Here is a 16,620-nt window from a genome sequence, read left to right on the forward strand (position 1 = left end):
AAACAAATGTAAGTAATCAGATATCACAGAAAATTCCTGAAAATAGATACAAAAACTAGGAATATAGGATGCTTTTACTATATGAAAGAGAGGGAAATAAGCCTAAAGAAACTTGTGCTATAACGATTTAAAGCGTTACTCTCGTAGGAAGGGGGAGAAGGATTCATTTCTTGGTAGAATGTTGCTAATATGAAGTTAAACATTTTATAATATTGAAATAAAGAGAGAATAATGTAAGTAAATTAGTGGAATTTTGTACAAAGCCTACATCCGGAGGAAATGTTATGGACGTCAAATCAATCATTTTAGGCTTATTACATTATCGTGAAATGAGCGGCTACGATATAAAGCAGTTCTTTACGAGTAGCATCGGTTTCTTTTACGATGCGAGTTATGGCGCAATCTATCCAGCTCTTAAAAAGCTGGAGCAGGAAGGACATGTTACAAAAGAAGAGGTCCTACAGTCAGGAAAGCCAAACAAAATCATGTATCGTCTGACGCAACAAGGACACGATCAATTTCATCAGGAACTAAAGACGGAAATTGAAGGGCCGATCGTTCGCTCTGATATGTTAACACGTTTATTCTTTTGTGATTTGCATACCGCAGAGGATCAGAAGCACTTTTTTGATGATTTGATTGCTTATCAGGAAAAGCGTCAAGAAATTATTCGAAACAGTTATCAAAAAAGCATGCAGGATTTAAATGAGTACCAAAAGATGTGCTGGGAGTATACCCTACATCAGCTAGAGGGGGCTATTGAATTCCTAAAGGGGAAAAAGCAAATGATGGACAAGGGGCAAAATGTTGCTCATATATCCTGAAGCTGAATATGACTCCTGCTTCAATTGAATACGGTCACACTAATAAAACCTCGGGGGTATTAGCCCTCGAGGTTTTATTAGTTTTGTTTTATTTAAGATTTTCAGGGTTGAGGCATTCTAGCTCTGGTAGGACAAAACGACCATCTTTACGGATTAAAACATCATCGAAGTAGATTTCTCCACCACCCCATTCTGGACGTTGAATTAATACCATATCCCAGTGAATGGAAGATTTATTTCCGTTAAACGCTTCATCATATGCCTGTCCAGGCGTAAAGTGGATGCTTCCGTCAATTTTTTCATCGAACAGGATATCTTTCATTGGATTTTGGATATAAGGGTTCACACCGATAGCAAATTCTCCAATGTAACGTGCACCTTCATCCTCATCGAAGATTTTGTTAATACGTTCTGTATCGTTAGCGGTAGCCTCAATGATTTTTCCATCTTTAAATGTCAGCTTTACATTTTCAAAGGTAAAGCCTTGATACGGAGAAGGAGTGTTATAGGAAAGGGTACCATTTACAGAGTCTTTCACAGGAGCAGTGAAAATTTCACCGTCTGGAATGTTACACTCACCAGCGCATTTGATGGCTGGAATGTCTTTAATGGAGAAGGTTAGGTCTGTTCCTGGAGCAGTTAAGCGAACTTTATCCGTTCTATTCATCAGCTCTACCAGGTTGTCCATAGCCTTGGACATTTTGCTGTAATCTAAATTGCAAACATCAAAGTAAAAGTTTTCAAACGCTTCTGTGCTCATGCTAGCCAATTGAGCCATGGATTCGTTTGGATAACGCATAACGACCCATTTTGTTTCAGGGACACGGATATCTGTAACAGGTCTTTGTAATTGCCGCGAATACATACTCATTTGGTCGCTTGGAACATCAGAAAGCTCCGTGATGTTATTGCTTCCACGAATTCCGATGAAACAATCCATTTTTTTCATAAAGGCAACTTCAGCATCTCGCATGACAGCCAGTTGTTCTTCGTTTGTGTTCATTAATAATTCACGTTGAATGGCAGGATCTTGAAGCTGAACATATGGGTGAGCTCCAGCTTCATATACTTTGCGAACGAGGGCTTTTACTAACTCAGGCTGATGACCGGTGGAGTGAATAAGAACGTGCTCGCCCTTTTGAGCGCGAATGGAATAATTGACCAAATTGTGTGCCAATTTTTCTAAACGTGGATCTTTCATATATGTATCTCCTCACTTTTATGACCTTGCTCATATTGTACACAAAAAAATTTGGAAAGCGAAGTACCTCGGTAAAAATATTTTTATTGATGTTTATTATTCTGAAAATGTGGAAAAGCTGAATGATAATAAAGACATTCACAAAAAGGCAGGGAATGGATATGATGAATCGAGATATCAATGCGTTACAACCAAACGAGCACGTGCATATGACTATTTGTGTGGGTGAGGATTTCAAATCGATTGCTTGGAAAGCTCAATACGATATGGAATTTAACTCAGAGTGTCTCTTTTGTTTCTCAGAAAAAATTACCGGTTATCGTGTAGAGGATGAAATTGGACATTCGGGTAAAATTGCTATTTGTCCTACATGCGAGAAAGTAAACGCTATTTATCACTAATTGTTGGTGCAAGAATACTGGTATCTTTGGCATTTATCTACCAAAATCAACGGATGGATGCCAAAGTTTTCATCTAGTTACAGAAAGTATGACATGTAAAAGTGAAAGGAAACCCCTACAATGTGTAGAGGATGCGCTTTTTACATATGGAGAAAGCGTTTGGGCGTTTCGCGTTAAAAATGACTGCCATCATGTACCAATCGATCTTCAGCAGGATTATGATATCCTTCACTTGAAATGGGTGACACAGACATAAGATCAATACACAGACAGATAAAGCTGGACGGAAGGCAGTTTTGAGAGAGGAGAAGAAATACAGATGAAATATTGCAGCAAATGTGGCAAAGAAATGGACATCGCGCTGCGCAGTGTAATCTATCGCAGTCGGGTGAAAATTCGTAATGTGCCTATTCATGTCTGCAAAGATGAAGCATGTGCTTGTACATCGGTTGTCGATCTCGTCAAGGATGATCTTAAACAACTGATGACTAACTTAGGAGATCAACCAAAAGAGCAAGAGGTTGCTTTCGAAGCAATCAGTGAGTTTGCGAATTTACTCGTCATCATCGCTGAACAGAGTGGGGATGAAGAATTAAAAGATAAGATTGATGAGAGAATAAACGAACTACTTGATTTATACTTGCTGGCTAAATCGCTTAATGATCAGCAATGGATTAATGAAATCCAAAGGAAGCTGACTCAAATTAAGATAGAAGTGTAACGGAAATAGGAAAAAATTTGCCTTTCGCTCGCTTTCTCTTTATCATAATGTTCATCTAAGGTATTGAGAAAGGAGTGGGCTTATTTGGCATTTCAACAGTTGCAATCCCAAGAAGACCTGCAAGAATTCTTAAAGAAACCAGGCAAACTACTGCTGTTTAAACATAGTACGGTTTGCCCGATCAGTACGTCTGCTCATGAGCAATTTCATGCGTATTTGCAAGCAAATAGCGATGTAGAGGCTGCCGAGGTTCTCGTTCGTGAAGCTCGCCCTGTCTCCAATGAGATCGCGGAGCATTTCCAGATTAAACACGAATCACCGCAAATCTTCCTTATTGAGGACGGTGCAGTATCATGGCATACTTCTCATTGGAAGATTACGAAGGATGCTATTGAGCAAGCTATGAAATAAGCAGATAGGAGAAAGACCCCATCTTCTGCATCGGGGTCTTTTTTATTTTACTCCCAGTATAGTTCTACTTTATCCCCACTTACTAAAGGGGTTTGGAAGGAAGCTACTACATTATTTACCTTCATGACGAAATTAGGCAGCTGGTTTGTTCCAATCGGCTGAGCGGGAATTTCTATGTAACGAAATATATCGCTTACCATAGGTGCTTCTCCTACTGCGGAGCGTATCGTTACAACATCGTTATGCTGTAGCTGGGTTTCAATGGTAGCAGGATTGCCATTGAGCTGTACATCCATGTGACCTGTTTCTAGGGAGATAAGCTGGTCGTTTACATAGACATTTACAGTTTCCTGAACCATATCCTCTGGAGTTATCAAATCACCGATTATTGGTGTCTCTAAATCGTGAACCTCGCAATGGATGGTATCTTGTGAATAAACCAAATCCAATAGAGCAGCCTTTTTGCCGTTTAAAAGAATATGTAATTCTTTGCGAGGAAGAGAATAGGTTTGATTATTACATGTAACCGTAAATAAAGGAGCTTCAGCTACCTCCTGTATCAATGTGGCAAACCTGCTGGACTGTATGGCTTCCCCGACGGTTTTAGGCAGACGCATCTCCAGATCCATCCGATCCGAAAGCAAGGCATCGCTTTTTAGAATGATGCTTTCATGTAAAACAATAGGAGGCTGTAACGACTCCTCACCATTAATTGTGAGGGGGAGTACCTGACTTGAATCAATGAGATTCTGAGCTAAAGCAGTTGCTTCCATACCATCCTCACCTGGACTTACACGAATGATGTCTCCATCCGAGATAAGAGAATCGAGCGAGCCTGTTCGACCATTGATTAAAATGGTAGGAGAGGTTCCATGTCCTCCTGGGATGATTTTAAGACGTCCATTCACATTGACTGACATAGCTAGACCTGGACGGCCATGAAGCCGCTTAATGTCCATGCCAGCCGCTAGGAGCGCGTCACCTAATGTCATTTTCCGAAGATCAAAGAGCCTTACAGGTGTATCATTAATAGTAACCGTTACATAACGAATCGGTTGGGAATGTGCAGCGAGAGCAATTCCAACAGGTGTGACAAATGCAGGCCCGTTTAGCAAGGGATGTTCACCAACAAATTGCTTGATGGCATCAGCACCTCGAACAGCAACACGATTAGCTGGCAATCCTAAATGCTGGGCTACCTTTGTTGGCAGAGTCGGAGTTAAGCTTCCGCCCCCAATTAACATAACTGCTTGAGGAGCCTTGCCATTAAGCTCCAAAATTTTATGAGCGATCTGTTCAGCAAGGGATTCGATTTCAGAGTCAATAGCCGCAATGACCTGATCTGTAGCTAATTCCTGTTCGATCCCTAAAATATCGTGGAACTGAACGGTTTCTTGATCGTGTAGCTGGCGCTTTACCTCTTCTGCAACAGGGAAATCAAGTAAATAAGCATTCATAAGAGCATCTGTAATCTCATCCCCGGCTGTTGGCACCATGCCATAAGCCGTTATGCTTCCATCTTCCGTTAAAGCAATATCAGAGGTCCCAGCACCGATATCAACTAGTGCTATATTTAATCGACGCATCGTGGTAGGAATCAATACATGAATGGCAGCAATCGGCTCTAAGGTAAGGGCCTTCATCTCTAGACCACTTCGTTTGAGGGCTGCTAACAAGGAATCTACAACCATGCGTGGGAGAAACGTTGCGATAACATCAACAGAAGCGTTTGTTCCTCGTTGATCGATTAGGCTACCGATAATCTCCTCATCCAAATAGTAGTTAACCACACTGTACCCTACGCAATAATAGCGTGTAATATCCAATTCATTCAGTTCTTGGGCTAATTCTGCCTGTGCCTTTTGTACCGCAGAAAACTCCAGAGTAAGCACATCGTCTTTGGTCAACACGGGTAAATGGGAGATAGGAAGCTCGAAGCGCACGCGCTTTGTTTTTAGCGAGCGTCCTGCTGCTGCTACTGCCACCTCTTGTAAGGGACCATGTTTTTGAGATAAATGCTGCTTGATCTTCTCGATGATTTCTGCGACTGCAAGTACATCGTGGATTTGTCCGTCCAGCATAGAGCGTTCCTTATGCTCTAAAATGTAACAGTCTTTAATTTGAAACTTGTCCTTCTCTTCAAGCGGTTCAACGATAAGTCCTACTACACTGCGAGTACCAATATCTAAAGCAAAAAGAGTGTTATTTTGCTTATCTGCATGTTCTTCTAGCAAATGAAATGTCTCCTTCCCATCTGGAATGGAAGATTTACGTATTTTCTCTATCATATACTAGCTTCTAAAGATAATAAAACCCCATTAAATTAACCTTTTTCAAAAAATTTTTGGCTTGTAACAATTACTTTCGCGCTTTTTGGTACTAAAGGGCTGGTCAAACGTCTAATCATCTACTATAATAACAGATAACTCAGAACGTCTTATGTATAACCATACTGTGATTTGCAAACGATAAGGGAAAAAGTAGAAGGGTGGAGTAGAGATGAGAAATGAACAAATTGAGGCCATTCGCCGCCAATTGGACACAATTAATTTGCAATTATTAGAATTGATCAACAAGCGTGCCTCTTTGGTTCAAGAGCTAGGCCAAGAGAAGAGCAAGCAGGGCGTGAATCGTTTTGATCCAGAACGTGAGCGTGACATGTTGAATCTAATTGTAGAGAATAACAATGGACCATTCAGCGACGAGGCTATTCGTCATTTATTCAAACAAATCTTTAGCGCTTCTCTTGACCTGCAAAAGGATGAGGATAAGAAAATTCTACTAGTAAGCCGTAAAAAACAACTAGAGGATACGGTTCTTACTATTAAAGGCGTGGAATTTGGTGGAAAAGAGAAGGTTCTGATTGCCGGCCCATGCTCAGTAGAAAGCTATGATCAAGTTCGTGCTGTAGCTGAAAATCACGTGAAACGGGGATTGCGTGTGCTTCGCGGTGGTGCATACAAGCCGCGTACCTCTCCATATGACTTCCAAGGGCTTGGAGTGGAAGGATTAGAGATTCTGAAACGTATCGGCGATGAGTTTAATTTAGTAACCATTAGTGAGATCGTAACACCTGCTGATCTTGAAATGGCGACAAAATATGTAGATGTTATTCAAATTGGTGCGCGTAACATGCAAAACTTCGAACTGCTAAAAGCGGCGGGTCGTACGAATCACCCTATCTTATTAAAACGTGGGCTTTCAGCGACCATTGAGGAATTCATTTACGCTGCTGAATATATTCTATCAGAAGGAAATACGCAGGTTATGCTTTGCGAACGTGGTATTCGTACGTATGAAAAAGCAACCCGCAACACCCTTGATATCTCTGCTGTGCCAATCTTAAAACAAGAGACTCATTTACCTGTATTTGTAGATGTGACTCATTCGACTGGCCGCCGAGACCTATTGCTTCCAACAGCGAAAGCGGGCTTGGCAGTAGGTTCTGATGGTATCATGGTTGAAGTTCATCCTGATCCAGATGTAGCATTATCCGATGCAAAACAACAGCTAACGATCCCTGCTTTCAATGAAATGCTAGATGAACTTTATGCTTCTGGTCTTTACAAACCAGAAACCGCTATTCTGAAATAAAAGCAGAACCAAAACGTGTGCAACCCTAGCAGGCCTCTCATTGGAGCGGTCTGCTTTTCTCTTATGGTAGGGTGAGTCAGGAGTAGATGTTATACATAGCTTGAAGAGAGAATCCAGGGTGGTGGTTTCCGGAGGGCTCTGTGCTAATGGAACCAGCATATCAAGAGACAAAAGGACCAAAAACGGCGAAATCATGCCGTTAATAGGAAAAATGTAGGCCGAGAAAACGGTTGCAACTATGGGTATCATATCGTATTATATGGCTATAAATTTATGAAAATAATACTGAAAGGTATAATCTGGAAAAGATAGGTGGACGTAATATGCCAATTACAATATATGATGTAGCACGTGAAGCAGGAGTATCGATGGCAACTGTATCAAGGGTAGTAAATGGCAATCCGAATGTAAAGCCATTAACACGTAAAAAAGTTATGACCGCTATTGAACGTCTAGGTTATCGCCCAAATGCAGTAGCAAGGGGTCTAGCAAGCAAGAGAACCACAACGGTAGGGGTTATTATTCCGGATATCTCCAGTCAGTTTTTTTCTGAGCTAGCGCGGGGTATTGAAGATATCGCTACCATGTATAAATACAATATCATTCTTTGTAACTCAGATCACCGCTTAGAAAAAGAATTGCAATTAATCAATACCTTATTAGAAAAACAGGTGGATGGATTGTTATTCATGGGAGCCGAGATCAAAGAAGATCATTTTCATTCCTTAAAAACGGCTTCCATTCCAACGGTTCTAGCGGCTACTCGCGATCCAGAAGGAAAGCTACCGGCAGTGACAATAGATCATTTCCAAGCGGCTTATGATGCTACTCAGGCCTTAATTAGACGTGGGCATAAACGTATTGCGATCATTACAGGGCCAATGTCATACCCGTTAGAAGGACTCGTGCGCTTTGAGGGCTATAAAAAAGCGTTATTGGATGCGGGATTACCGTATGATGAACAATTGGTTGCTAATGGTTCCTTCCGATATGAATCAGGTCTTCAAAGCATGGGAGACTTCATGAAATTAGCAGAACCTCCAACAGCCGTGTTCGCAGCTAGCGATGAAATGGCAATAGGTGCGATTCATGCTGTTCAGGATTTGGGGCACTCTGTACCCGAGGATGTAGAAGTAATTGGTCACGACAATGTGCGGTTAGCAGAGATGGTACGCCCTCGTCTTTCCACAGTTGTTCAACCAATGTATGATATTGGGGCCGTTGCGATGAGATTGTTAACCAAGTATATGAATAATGAACAAGTTGAAGATCATATTGTGTTATTGCCGCATCGGCTTGAGTATCGTCAAAGTACGAAGGAAATGGCAGAAGAATAGTAACGGGAGATAGAGGGTGAGAAGATGACTATCGGAATCATGGGAGCGATGGATGAGGAGATCGCTTTGTATTTAGAAGACATGCAAAATAAAGAAACCGTCACAAAAGCGGGTATAACTTATCATATAGGTGAATTTCTGGGGAAAAAAGTAGTGCTTTGCAAATCAGGGGTAGGTAAAGTAAATGCTGCTGTCTGCACACAAATCCTCATTCAGGAATTTCAGGTAAGTCAGGTGATCTTTACTGGTGTGGCTGGTGCTGTCCATCCAGATTTAAACATCGGTGACATTGTTATTTCCACAGATTGCATGCAGCATGATATCGATGCTACTTCACTTGGATTCAAACCAGGGGAGATTCCTTTTGAGAAAACATCGTGTTGGATTGCGGATGATAAATTGAAGAAATTAGCAATAAATGCTGGCCATCAGTTAGAAGCTGATATTCGGATTGTTACAGGCCGTATCCTCTCAGGTGATCAATTTATTGCAGATCGCCAAAAAGTCCAGCAATTATCGGAAACATTCCAAGCATCATGCACAGAGATGGAAGGGGCAGCAGTCGCTCAAGTATGCTCCATGAATGAGGTGCCTTTTGTAATTGTACGAGCGATGTCTGATTGTGCAGATGGTTCTGCTCATGTTAATTTCCTTGAATTTACGAAGCTTGCTTCCAAGCGTTCCTATCAAATGGTAAGGAACATGCTTCATACGATGAAAAAAGAGGGGGCTTAACAAGAATGAGTCAATCAAAGGCAATTGTATACTCAACAAAGGGCTGTATTGAATGCGATATGGTTAAAAAAATGCTGGATGAGAAATCCGTTTCTTATGAAGTGAGAGACGTTATGAGCAGTAGCCAGTATCAGGAAGAGGTAGAAGCATTCGGGTTTATGGGCGTTCCTGTTACTGTCGTGAATGGGAAAGCAGTAAAAGGATACCAGCCTGATGGTATTTTACAAATGTTAGGGAAATCAAAATAACATAAAAATAAGCAGATATACTCATACTTAATGGTAAGAGTCGCTTACATGACAAAAGCGGATTTGTATCGTATGCATCATGCATCGTACGAATCCGTTTTTCTTTTTCAGGCGGAGGAGGGGGAAATTCCTCATTGAAAATTTACGATAGATAATGAATTGACAAGGACATTGATATTATATATACTTACATTAAGTAATCAACTTACTTTTATTTAATAATTAAGAAGATGTTATTTCATTTATCGAGCAAAAGGGGTTGGAAAGAATGAATTTCCATGGCTATCCATATACATTTGTAAGTCAGGTTCACCTTATCATTGAAAATCTAGAGCGTTCTATAGCATTTTACAAAGACATGTTAGGGCTTAAGATTCTCGATCAAACAGAAACAAAAGTGGTTTTTACTGCTAATGGAAAAACGCCTCTGGTAACAATTGAGAAGCCAGATCATGTAACACCGAAAGAACCGTGGAAAACAGGATTGTATCATTTTGCCCTCTTAGTTCCTAATCGCGCGGACTTGGCTAATACTTTGTTACACCTCCTGCAAGAAGGATATCCGCTACAAGGAGCTTCTGATCATCTTGTCAGTGAGGCGGTTTATTTGGCAGACCCGGATGGGAATGGAATTGAAATTTATGCGGATCGACCATCTGAGACATGGGTTTGGGAGGGCGATTCTGTAGGAATGAGCACAGAACCTTTGGATATCGAGGGGTTGTTACAAGAAAATAAAGAGGATGCTTGGAGGGGATTGCCAAGCGGTACGATTATGGGACATATCCATTTGCAGGTAGCCAATTTACAGCAGGCAGAGGAATTTTATACGAAAGGGCTTGGATTTGAAGTTGTATCAAGATATGGGAACCAGGCACTCTTTATTTCTACAGGAAAATATCACCATCATATCGGTTTGAATACATGGGTAAGTGCCGGTGCATCTGCGCCAAGCCCAAATAGTGTTGGCTTACAATCTTATACGCTGGTATTACCTGACGAGGAATCGAGAGAAAGAATGGTTCAGCAGGTAAAAAACTTCGGGGCTTCTGTTACAGAAGAAAACGGGATCAAGATTACGAAAGATCCATTTGGCAATACGATTCATTTAGTGGTGTAATTATTTAAGTGTTATAGATAAGAGAAGAGGTATGCTGGAATTGGCATACCTCTTTTATCGTGTTAGAGAGGAGACGTAAAAATACTCTTCTCTTTTAGAGATTATATTGTAAAGAAAAATAAGAAGGCTGAGACAATCATTTTATAAATGAGGAGCATGCAAGATTGCTTTACCTAAGGAGAGGCGATTTTTTTCGCTAATTTCTCCACGTCTTGGTATCGTCATGAAGGTACTCACATCGTCAAATAAACAGGTAGGTAATGCTAAGGGACTGTTCGGAAGCCATTTTTGTAACCATTCAGCAGGCAGGGGACCATCTGATAGCCATTGATCTGTCATCTCGCTCCATAATAGAGTCCAGGCACGCGGAACAACACGCCAAATATCATAGCCTCCACCGCCAACGGCTACCCACCTTCCTTGGCATAACTCATGAGCTAGTTTATGGGCAAGTCGGGGGATGTGCTGATAGATGCGCATAGAGCAGCTCAAATGTGTGAGAGGATCGTAGTTGTGGGCATCGCAACCGTTTTGAGTAATGATGATATCAGGTTGAAAACCATGTGCGATTCTAGGGAGGAGCGATTCGTATATTTCAAGGAAAGAATCATCTTCAGTGAAAGCATCAAGTGGTACATTTACACAATAACCAAAGCCCTGGCCATCTCCACGCTCCGTAACATTTCCTGTACCTGGGAAAAGATATTTTCCTGTCTCATGCAGGGAGATCGTCATGACATTGGGGTCGTCATAAAAGGCCCATTGAACGCCGTCACCATGATGGGCATCTGTATCAATATATAAGACGCGGGCATCCCAATGTTTACGTATGTATGCGATTGCTACAGAGCAATCGTTGTAAATACAGAAGCCAGATGCTCTCCCACGAAAGGCATGATGCAATCCACCGGCAGGATTAAAGGAATGCTCCGCCTGTCCGTTCATCACGATATCGACTGCTGAAATAGTCCCTCCCACAATTAGAGATGTAGCTTCATGCATATTTGCAAATATAGGGACGTCTTCAGTGCCTAAGCCATAGCTGGCTGCAAGCGGCAATTCTTCTGGCTGAGTGCCCTGTCGTTTGACTATTTCTAAATACCTGGGATCGTGTACGAGCAGTAATTCTTCGTCAGTGGCATGGCGTGGAGCTATAATATTCTCTGGGGTGAGTAATCTATAAGCCTGCATGAGATCATATGTGAGTAATAAACGTTTTTGATTAAAGGGATGCTCCTCATGAAAAAAATATTTGGTATAGTCGGCTGAATAGATTAGACGGGGGGTACTAGTCACGTAGGAATTCCCCCCTGATCGGGTCGAGTACATGAAAGCCTTTGTCACGTAACATGCTTGTCACCGTACGAGTATCCATGGTTGTCACTCGAAAAACCAGATTTTTCTTCCCTTCTGTAGCTGAGGGAAACACAATGACGCTACTAACATTTACTTTAGACTCACGGATAACCTGACTTACCTCCGCTAACACGCCGTAGCGATCTTCTACTTCTATTTCTATCTGGGAGCTGGCTTTGTTTACACCAAACAGTTCAATCATTTTATATAAAATATCAGATTCTGTAACAATGCCTACCAATTTATTCTCCTCAAGCACTGGCAACGACCCGACCTTATACTCGTACATGGTCTTGGCAGCCTCCTCAAGAAAATCAAGAGGGTGAGCGGTTATCACTTCTGTATTCATAATCTCTTGTACGGGTTTGGTCATAATAATATGATCATCGGCTCGAGCGTATAAGGAAGAGGGGAGTGCATCACGTAGGTCTCGGTCGGAGACGATTCCGACAAGGATTTGATTATCTAGGACAGGTAGATGGCGAATGCGATTTTGCTTTAAGAGAGCCAATGCTTCGCCTATACTTGTGGTAGCGGTAGCTGTGACTACCTGTTTGCGCATAAAGTCTTCTAAACGCATAGACAAACTCCTTTCAATCAAGAGCGTAAATTCTCAATACATATAACGTGATTGAAAACGCATGCTGTCAAAGGTAGTCATACTTTCAAGCGGAACTCGTTTACCAATGCGTGTCATTAGACAGTTTGCTGGATGTGAGCAAATTTCAGGATCATCGGTGGCCGTCCACATCATACCGACACTGCCCATTAATTTCTCCATCACCTTGCGATAGTCCCAGACACTTAAACCTGTTCCTTGTAAATCCCAATGCCAATAGTACTCTGTTGATAATATAATGTAATCCTCCAGTGCATCGTCCATAAAGGCCACTTCTAGCATCTGCTTTGCTATACCGCCTTTACGAATCTTCGAGCTTACCTCAATAGCTCCCAGCTCCAGCAAATCGTCCATTTTAATCATAGACCAACGCTCCAGTGGGTCAGGATGTAGGAAGGTGACGTAGGCCAAAACTACATTTTCATGGCGTGCCACTATAATTCGTCCTTCTGGCAGGTCAGCAATTTCGACAAGTGCTTCTTGTTGTTGCTTGGGAGCGCGAAATGCTTTTAAGCCTTCATCAAATTCCATAGCAGCCAAGTCCTCAGAGCAAACTGGCCCTTCAATTATAATTTGGTTATCATGAACCCATACTTTTTTTTGATAAAATGTTTTCCTATGAATCACTAGGCCTCACCATCGCTTCCCACGAATCTACATGCTTAGTATATCTTATTCCACACAAAAGGAGTCTTATATTTTTGAAAATTCAAGAATCTGCCATGGATAAAAAAAGACTGCCGGGTGGATACCCCAACAGTCAATTTTTGTGGTTATTTATTTTACTTTCGCATGGGCTGAAGGAGCAGATTCACCATAGGTATTCACTGCAGTGATGTAGAAGCTACCTCCAGGCTCACTTGTGGTTAATACAAAGCTTGGTTCGGATACGGAATCCATCAATTGATAGTTCGTTGTACCATTCATAGCATAGTAAACGTTGTAGGCAACGATGTGATCTTTTGCTGGCCCTTTTTTCCAACTGACTTTAATTCCATCTGCGGTTTTAGAAGCACTAACGCCTTGGATTTTACTAGGTGCACTAGTAGCTGCTGGTGGGGGCGTTGTTTGACCGCCATCAGGTGGAGCAATAGGATCTACTTCAGTGCTTGGTTGATTGTGATCAGGATTTGGCTGTACAGGCGGATTGCTGTCACCTGGTATATCTACTCCTGCACCTGACGTAGAAGATGCCTGGGACTCGTTACCTGAAAGGTCAACTGCTGTTACATAGTAACTATGGTCACTACGTTTCGCATCAGTGTACGTTGTCGTTTTCGGGTCCTTAACCGTTGCGATTTTTTCAAATCCACCGTTTGCGCTTGCACGATAGATACGATAGCCCAGTACATCCTGCTCTGGGCTGGCATTCCACGTAAGGGTCGTGCCATTACCTGATTTCGCAATAGTAACGCCTGATGGAGCAGAAGGTGTTCCGTCTACAGCTACGCGTGGATCTTCTTTTTCTGGCATCCGCTCTGCCCAATCGGCAGGCTTAGTTCCAACCCTGCTATTTTTCGCAGAAATTTGATCAGACGATGGGAGTGGATCTGGACTCTTAAAGAAGACGCCCTCTGTTACAAAATCATCTGGTGTATTTTCCTGCGCCAGATAGAGAACCTCACCGATTTGAACAACACGAACTTTTTGATGAGAGTCGTCCACTTTGGTTGGTACAAATCTTTGATTAAATAAATCGGTAATCACGTGGCCGGTTTGTTTAGACAGCTCACTTGGCAACATGCCGGATTTGCTATCAATTGTTGCGCTGACAATGCCGCTTGGTTTACTAAACTTCGCTGATTTGTCAGCCACTTTTGAATCAATTTTAAAGACCTCTGTCATCACCTTGCCCCAAATTTCCATTGGTCGGCGTTGTGCTGAACCGGGAATGGTAGTTGGAACATCATAGCCTGTCCATACACCAAGGGTAACATCAGGTGTGTAGCCTACAAACCAAAGATCGTAGGAATCATTGGTAGTTCCTGTTTTTCCGGCAATATCTACGCCTTTTGGTACATATCTTCGCACAGAAGCACCAGTACCGGAGTTGACAACAGTACGCATCATGTCTGTCATCAGATAGGCGGTCTGTGGACTAAATACTTTAACAGGTGTGACATTGTGTTCATAAATGGTATTTCCACGGCTATCCACGATTTTTTGAATCATGTATGCATCTACAAAGTTTCCATCGTTGGCAAATGTAGAAAATGCATTGGTAATTTCTTCGCTGTTTAGACCGTAAGCTAGCCCACCAATAACTCCGGTAGCCGCATGGTTATCACTATCGACCAGAGTGGTGACACCCATTTTTTTCACATAATCTAAAGCGGTCGGAATTCCGACTTTCAAATACGTTTTAATAGCTGGTACATTCCAGGATTGACGCAGAGCTTCACGGGCACTCATCATACCATGGTATTTGCGGTCCCAGTTAAGCGGCAGGTGAGTACCTTTACTTCCATCTGCCAATAGTACAGGCGAATCGTCAATCGGGCTTCCCGGCTGTAAGATACCAAGCTCCAATGCTGGTGCATATGCGGCGATTGGTTTCATAGCTGAACCGGGTTGTCGTGAGGCGGTGGCGTGATTGGTTTGTTCAACGTTAAAGTCGCGGCCACCCATCATGCCGATGATTGCACCTGTTTTGTTATCAATGAGCGTTGCACCTACTTCTTCTAGAGCGTTTTCGATCTTTTCCTTTTTTCCACCACGTGTCACATAATAGGTACGATTGCTACCAAAGTTTTTGGGATTAGCAGCGATCTTTTCCATGGCGGTATTAATTTCCTTATGCACAGTCGTGTACACATGATAGCCCTTTTGTAGAATTTGACGTCGCTGCTCCTCTAGAAGCTGACGATATTCATTGCGGCCAATTTGTGATTTATCACGACCTTCGTTTGCTAGCTTTTGGTCCAACAGAACCTCAGCAGTACGTTCCTCAATTTCCATCATAAGGAATGGGTGCTCAGCGTATGCACGTTTTTCTGGTTTGGCGAGATGTGCCTGTAAATTAGTGGAGAGGACCTGTTGTTGTTGAGCAGCTGTTATGTAATTGTTCTCCCTCATCCGTTCTAGCACCATTTTCTGGCGCTCCAGTCCGCGACGATACCCTTCCTTGTTAAAAGGAGAGTAGGCCATAGGACTCTGCGGAAGTCCAGCTAAGTAAGAGGCTTCGGCAAGATCAAGATTGCTTGCATCTTTGCCAAAAATCCCTTTTGCGGCTGCTTGAACGCCATAAATGTTAGAGCCATTGGCATCCTTACCAAAATAAACGTCATTCATGTAAGCTTCTAAAATCTGATTCTTGCTAAACATTCTTTCGATTCGTATGGCATGAAGAATTTCTTTCGCTTTTCGTTTATGGCTTACTTCAGGTGAGAGGATGGTACGTTTAATCAATTGTTGTGTAAGAGTACTACCACCTGTTACGACACTTTGTTTAGTAAGCTCTTGAATGGTTCCGCGTAAGGTAGATTGAATAACTATTCCATTATGTTCATAGAAGTACTTGTCCTCTGTGGCAATGATGGCGTTAATGAGCGCGGGTGAAATCTCCGAAATCTTCACCATCCGGCGATCTTCTCCCTTAGCTCGAAGCTGACCGATCAAGGAACCATCTTGATAGTAGGCAAACCCTGTTTGAAACTTGCTAAACAAGAGCTCTTGAATCTCTTCTTTGCTTCGGATCGGCTCATCATTCACAAGAGCGGCTATGTAGCCCGTAGCAACTCCACCTACGAGAAACAGCCCCATAAATCCTAACAAAAAACAGTATGCAAGAACTACTCGTACAGGGTGCTTCTTTCTGCCGCGCTGCCCTATTTTACGTCTAGGCCTCTTGGCAGAAGCATCTTTATTCTGCATATACGTCCTTTCCCCCTTAAAAGATCAGCCCCATTATACCATAAGTAAAAATACTGGGGTAGAATCATGTCGAGCCATAGGTAATTTGATTGGAAAATGACCGATAACCCTGAATGAAGACATTTGCAGGTCAGAATCACATCCACATCTGGCAATGCTAGCTGGCGTATGAAAAATAGA

15 protein-coding genes are annotated in these 16,620 nt (G+C 42.2%); 9 read left to right on the forward strand and 6 right to left on the reverse strand.

From position 1 onward, the window contains the following. Positions 1 to 284: 284 nt before the first annotated feature. Positions 285 to 824, forward strand: a complete 540-nt coding sequence (locus AYJ08_RS08215; RefSeq protein ID WP_064017304.1) for a PadR family transcriptional regulator — start codon at positions 285 to 287, stop codon at positions 822 to 824. An 88-nt stretch (positions 825 to 912) separates the two neighbouring features. On the opposite strand, the gene AYJ08_RS08220 is transcribed toward AYJ08_RS08215, so the two are convergent. Continuing rightward, positions 913 to 2,025, reverse strand: coding sequence for an aminopeptidase (locus tag AYJ08_RS08220; RefSeq protein WP_064017305.1), 1,113 nt, complete (start codon positions 2,023 to 2,025; stop codon positions 913 to 915). Positions 2,026 to 2,186: 161 nt separating this feature from the next. Between AYJ08_RS08220 and AYJ08_RS08225 the strand changes: the two genes are divergently transcribed. From AYJ08_RS08225 to ytxJ, 3 genes are all read left to right on the forward strand, one after another. Continuing rightward, entirely contained in the window at positions 2,187 to 2,426 is a 240-nt protein-coding gene (locus AYJ08_RS08225; RefSeq protein ID WP_369799673.1) for a hypothetical protein, read from the forward strand. 319 nt (positions 2,427 to 2,745) lie between these two features. Beyond that, positions 2,746 to 3,147, forward strand: a complete 402-nt coding sequence (locus AYJ08_RS08230) for a hypothetical protein (RefSeq protein ID WP_064017306.1) — start codon at positions 2,746 to 2,748, stop codon at positions 3,145 to 3,147. An 84-nt stretch (positions 3,148 to 3,231) separates the two neighbouring features. After that, complete coding sequence (gene ytxJ / locus AYJ08_RS08235) at positions 3,232 to 3,558, forward strand: bacillithiol system redox-active protein YtxJ (RefSeq protein WP_064017307.1); 327 nt, start codon at positions 3,232 to 3,234, stop codon at positions 3,556 to 3,558. Positions 3,559 to 3,605: 47 nt separating this feature from the next. Here the strand turns inward: ytxJ and AYJ08_RS08240 are convergent, their stop codons facing one another. Beyond that, positions 3,606 to 5,792: a cell division protein FtsA gene (locus AYJ08_RS08240; RefSeq protein ID WP_064017308.1), complete on the reverse strand. Its 2,187-nt coding sequence runs from the start codon at positions 5,790 to 5,792 to the stop codon at positions 3,606 to 3,608. A gap of 265 nt (positions 5,793 to 6,057) precedes the next feature. On the opposite strand from AYJ08_RS08240, the gene AYJ08_RS08245 reads away from it, so the two are divergent. The 5 genes from AYJ08_RS08245 (at position 6,058) to AYJ08_RS08265 (ending at position 10,592) form a co-directional block, all read left to right on the forward strand. Further along, complete coding sequence (locus AYJ08_RS08245) at positions 6,058 to 7,152, forward strand: bifunctional 3-deoxy-7-phosphoheptulonate synthase/chorismate mutase (RefSeq protein ID WP_031413123.1); 1,095 nt, start codon at positions 6,058 to 6,060, stop codon at positions 7,150 to 7,152. A 323-nt stretch (positions 7,153 to 7,475) separates the two neighbouring features. Then, positions 7,476 to 8,489, forward strand: a complete 1,014-nt coding sequence (gene ccpA, locus AYJ08_RS08250; RefSeq protein ID WP_064017309.1) for a catabolite control protein A — start codon at positions 7,476 to 7,478, stop codon at positions 8,487 to 8,489. 24 nt (positions 8,490 to 8,513) lie between these two features. Next, on the forward strand, positions 8,514 to 9,224 hold the full coding sequence (locus AYJ08_RS08255) for a 5'-methylthioadenosine/adenosylhomocysteine nucleosidase (protein WP_064017310.1): 711 nt from the start codon (positions 8,514 to 8,516) through the stop codon (positions 9,222 to 9,224). 5 nt (positions 9,225 to 9,229) lie between these two features. Continuing rightward, positions 9,230 to 9,472 carry a glutaredoxin family protein gene (locus AYJ08_RS08260; protein ID WP_031413126.1) on the forward strand — a complete coding sequence of 81 codons (243 nt, stop codon included), beginning with the start codon at positions 9,230 to 9,232 and terminating at the stop codon, positions 9,470 to 9,472. A 268-nt stretch (positions 9,473 to 9,740) separates the two neighbouring features. Further along, positions 9,741 to 10,592, forward strand: a complete 852-nt coding sequence (locus AYJ08_RS08265) for a VOC family protein (RefSeq protein ID WP_064017311.1) — start codon at positions 9,741 to 9,743, stop codon at positions 10,590 to 10,592. Between the two features lie 141 nt (positions 10,593 to 10,733). Here the strand turns inward: AYJ08_RS08265 and AYJ08_RS08270 are convergent, their stop codons facing one another. The 4 genes from AYJ08_RS08270 to AYJ08_RS08285 all read right to left on the reverse strand — a co-directional run bounded on the left by AYJ08_RS08270 (position 10,734) and on the right by AYJ08_RS08285 (position 16,440). Next, entirely contained in the window at positions 10,734 to 11,921 is a 1,188-nt protein-coding gene (locus tag AYJ08_RS08270; RefSeq protein ID WP_197490616.1) for an acetoin utilization protein AcuC, read from the reverse strand. Further along, a complete protein-coding gene (locus AYJ08_RS08275) occupies positions 11,881 to 12,528 on the reverse strand; it encodes a CBS and ACT domain-containing protein (RefSeq protein WP_003334841.1) in 648 nt (215 codons plus the stop codon). The genes AYJ08_RS08270 and AYJ08_RS08275 overlap by 41 nt, the downstream gene beginning before the upstream one ends. 33 nt (positions 12,529 to 12,561) lie before the next feature. Next, entirely contained in the window at positions 12,562 to 13,194 is a 633-nt protein-coding gene (locus tag AYJ08_RS08280) for a GNAT family N-acetyltransferase (RefSeq protein ID WP_064017313.1), read from the reverse strand. Positions 13,195 to 13,344: 150 nt separating this feature from the next. Further along, the gene (locus tag AYJ08_RS08285; protein ID WP_064017314.1) at positions 13,345 to 16,440 is read right to left on the reverse strand and encodes a penicillin-binding protein 1A; all 3,096 of its coding nucleotides are present in this window, start codon (positions 16,438 to 16,440) and stop codon (positions 13,345 to 13,347) included. Positions 16,441 to 16,620 lie beyond the last annotated feature (180 nt).

This window comes from Brevibacillus sp. SKDU10, assembly GCF_001645205.1.
Lineage (GTDB): Bacteria > Bacillota > Bacilli > Brevibacillales > Brevibacillaceae > Brevibacillus_B > Brevibacillus_B halotolerans.

Bases quoted from the DNA above. Each gene is read 5' to 3' on its own strand.
- AYJ08_RS08215 (WP_064017304.1), top strand. From the start codon at position 285: ATGGACGTCAAATCAATCATTTTAGGCTTATTACATTATCGTGAAATG.
- AYJ08_RS08220 (WP_064017305.1), bottom strand. From the start codon at position 2,025: ATGAAAGATCCACGTTTAGAAAAATTGGCACACAATTTGGTCAATTAT.
- AYJ08_RS08225 (WP_369799673.1), top strand. From the start codon at position 2,187: ATGATGAATCGAGATATCAATGCGTTACAACCAAACGAGCACGTGCAT.
- AYJ08_RS08230 (WP_064017306.1), top strand. From the start codon at position 2,746: ATGAAATATTGCAGCAAATGTGGCAAAGAAATGGACATCGCGCTGCGC.
- AYJ08_RS08245 (WP_031413123.1), top strand. From the start codon at position 6,058: ATGAGAAATGAACAAATTGAGGCCATTCGCCGCCAATTGGACACAATT.
- ccpA (WP_064017309.1), top strand. From the start codon at position 7,476: ATGCCAATTACAATATATGATGTAGCACGTGAAGCAGGAGTATCGATG.
- AYJ08_RS08255 (WP_064017310.1), top strand. From the start codon at position 8,514: ATGACTATCGGAATCATGGGAGCGATGGATGAGGAGATCGCTTTGTAT.
- AYJ08_RS08260 (WP_031413126.1), top strand. From the start codon at position 9,230: ATGAGTCAATCAAAGGCAATTGTATACTCAACAAAGGGCTGTATTGAA.
- AYJ08_RS08265 (WP_064017311.1), top strand. From the start codon at position 9,741: ATGAATTTCCATGGCTATCCATATACATTTGTAAGTCAGGTTCACCTT.
- AYJ08_RS08270 (WP_197490616.1), bottom strand. From the start codon at position 11,921: ATGTACTCGACCCGATCAGGGGGGAATTCCTACGTGACTAGTACCCCC.
- AYJ08_RS08275 (WP_003334841.1), bottom strand. From the start codon at position 12,528: ATGCGTTTAGAAGACTTTATGCGCAAACAGGTAGTCACAGCTACCGCT.
- AYJ08_RS08285 (WP_064017314.1), bottom strand. From the start codon at position 16,440: ATGCAGAATAAAGATGCTTCTGCCAAGAGGCCTAGACGTAAAATAGGG.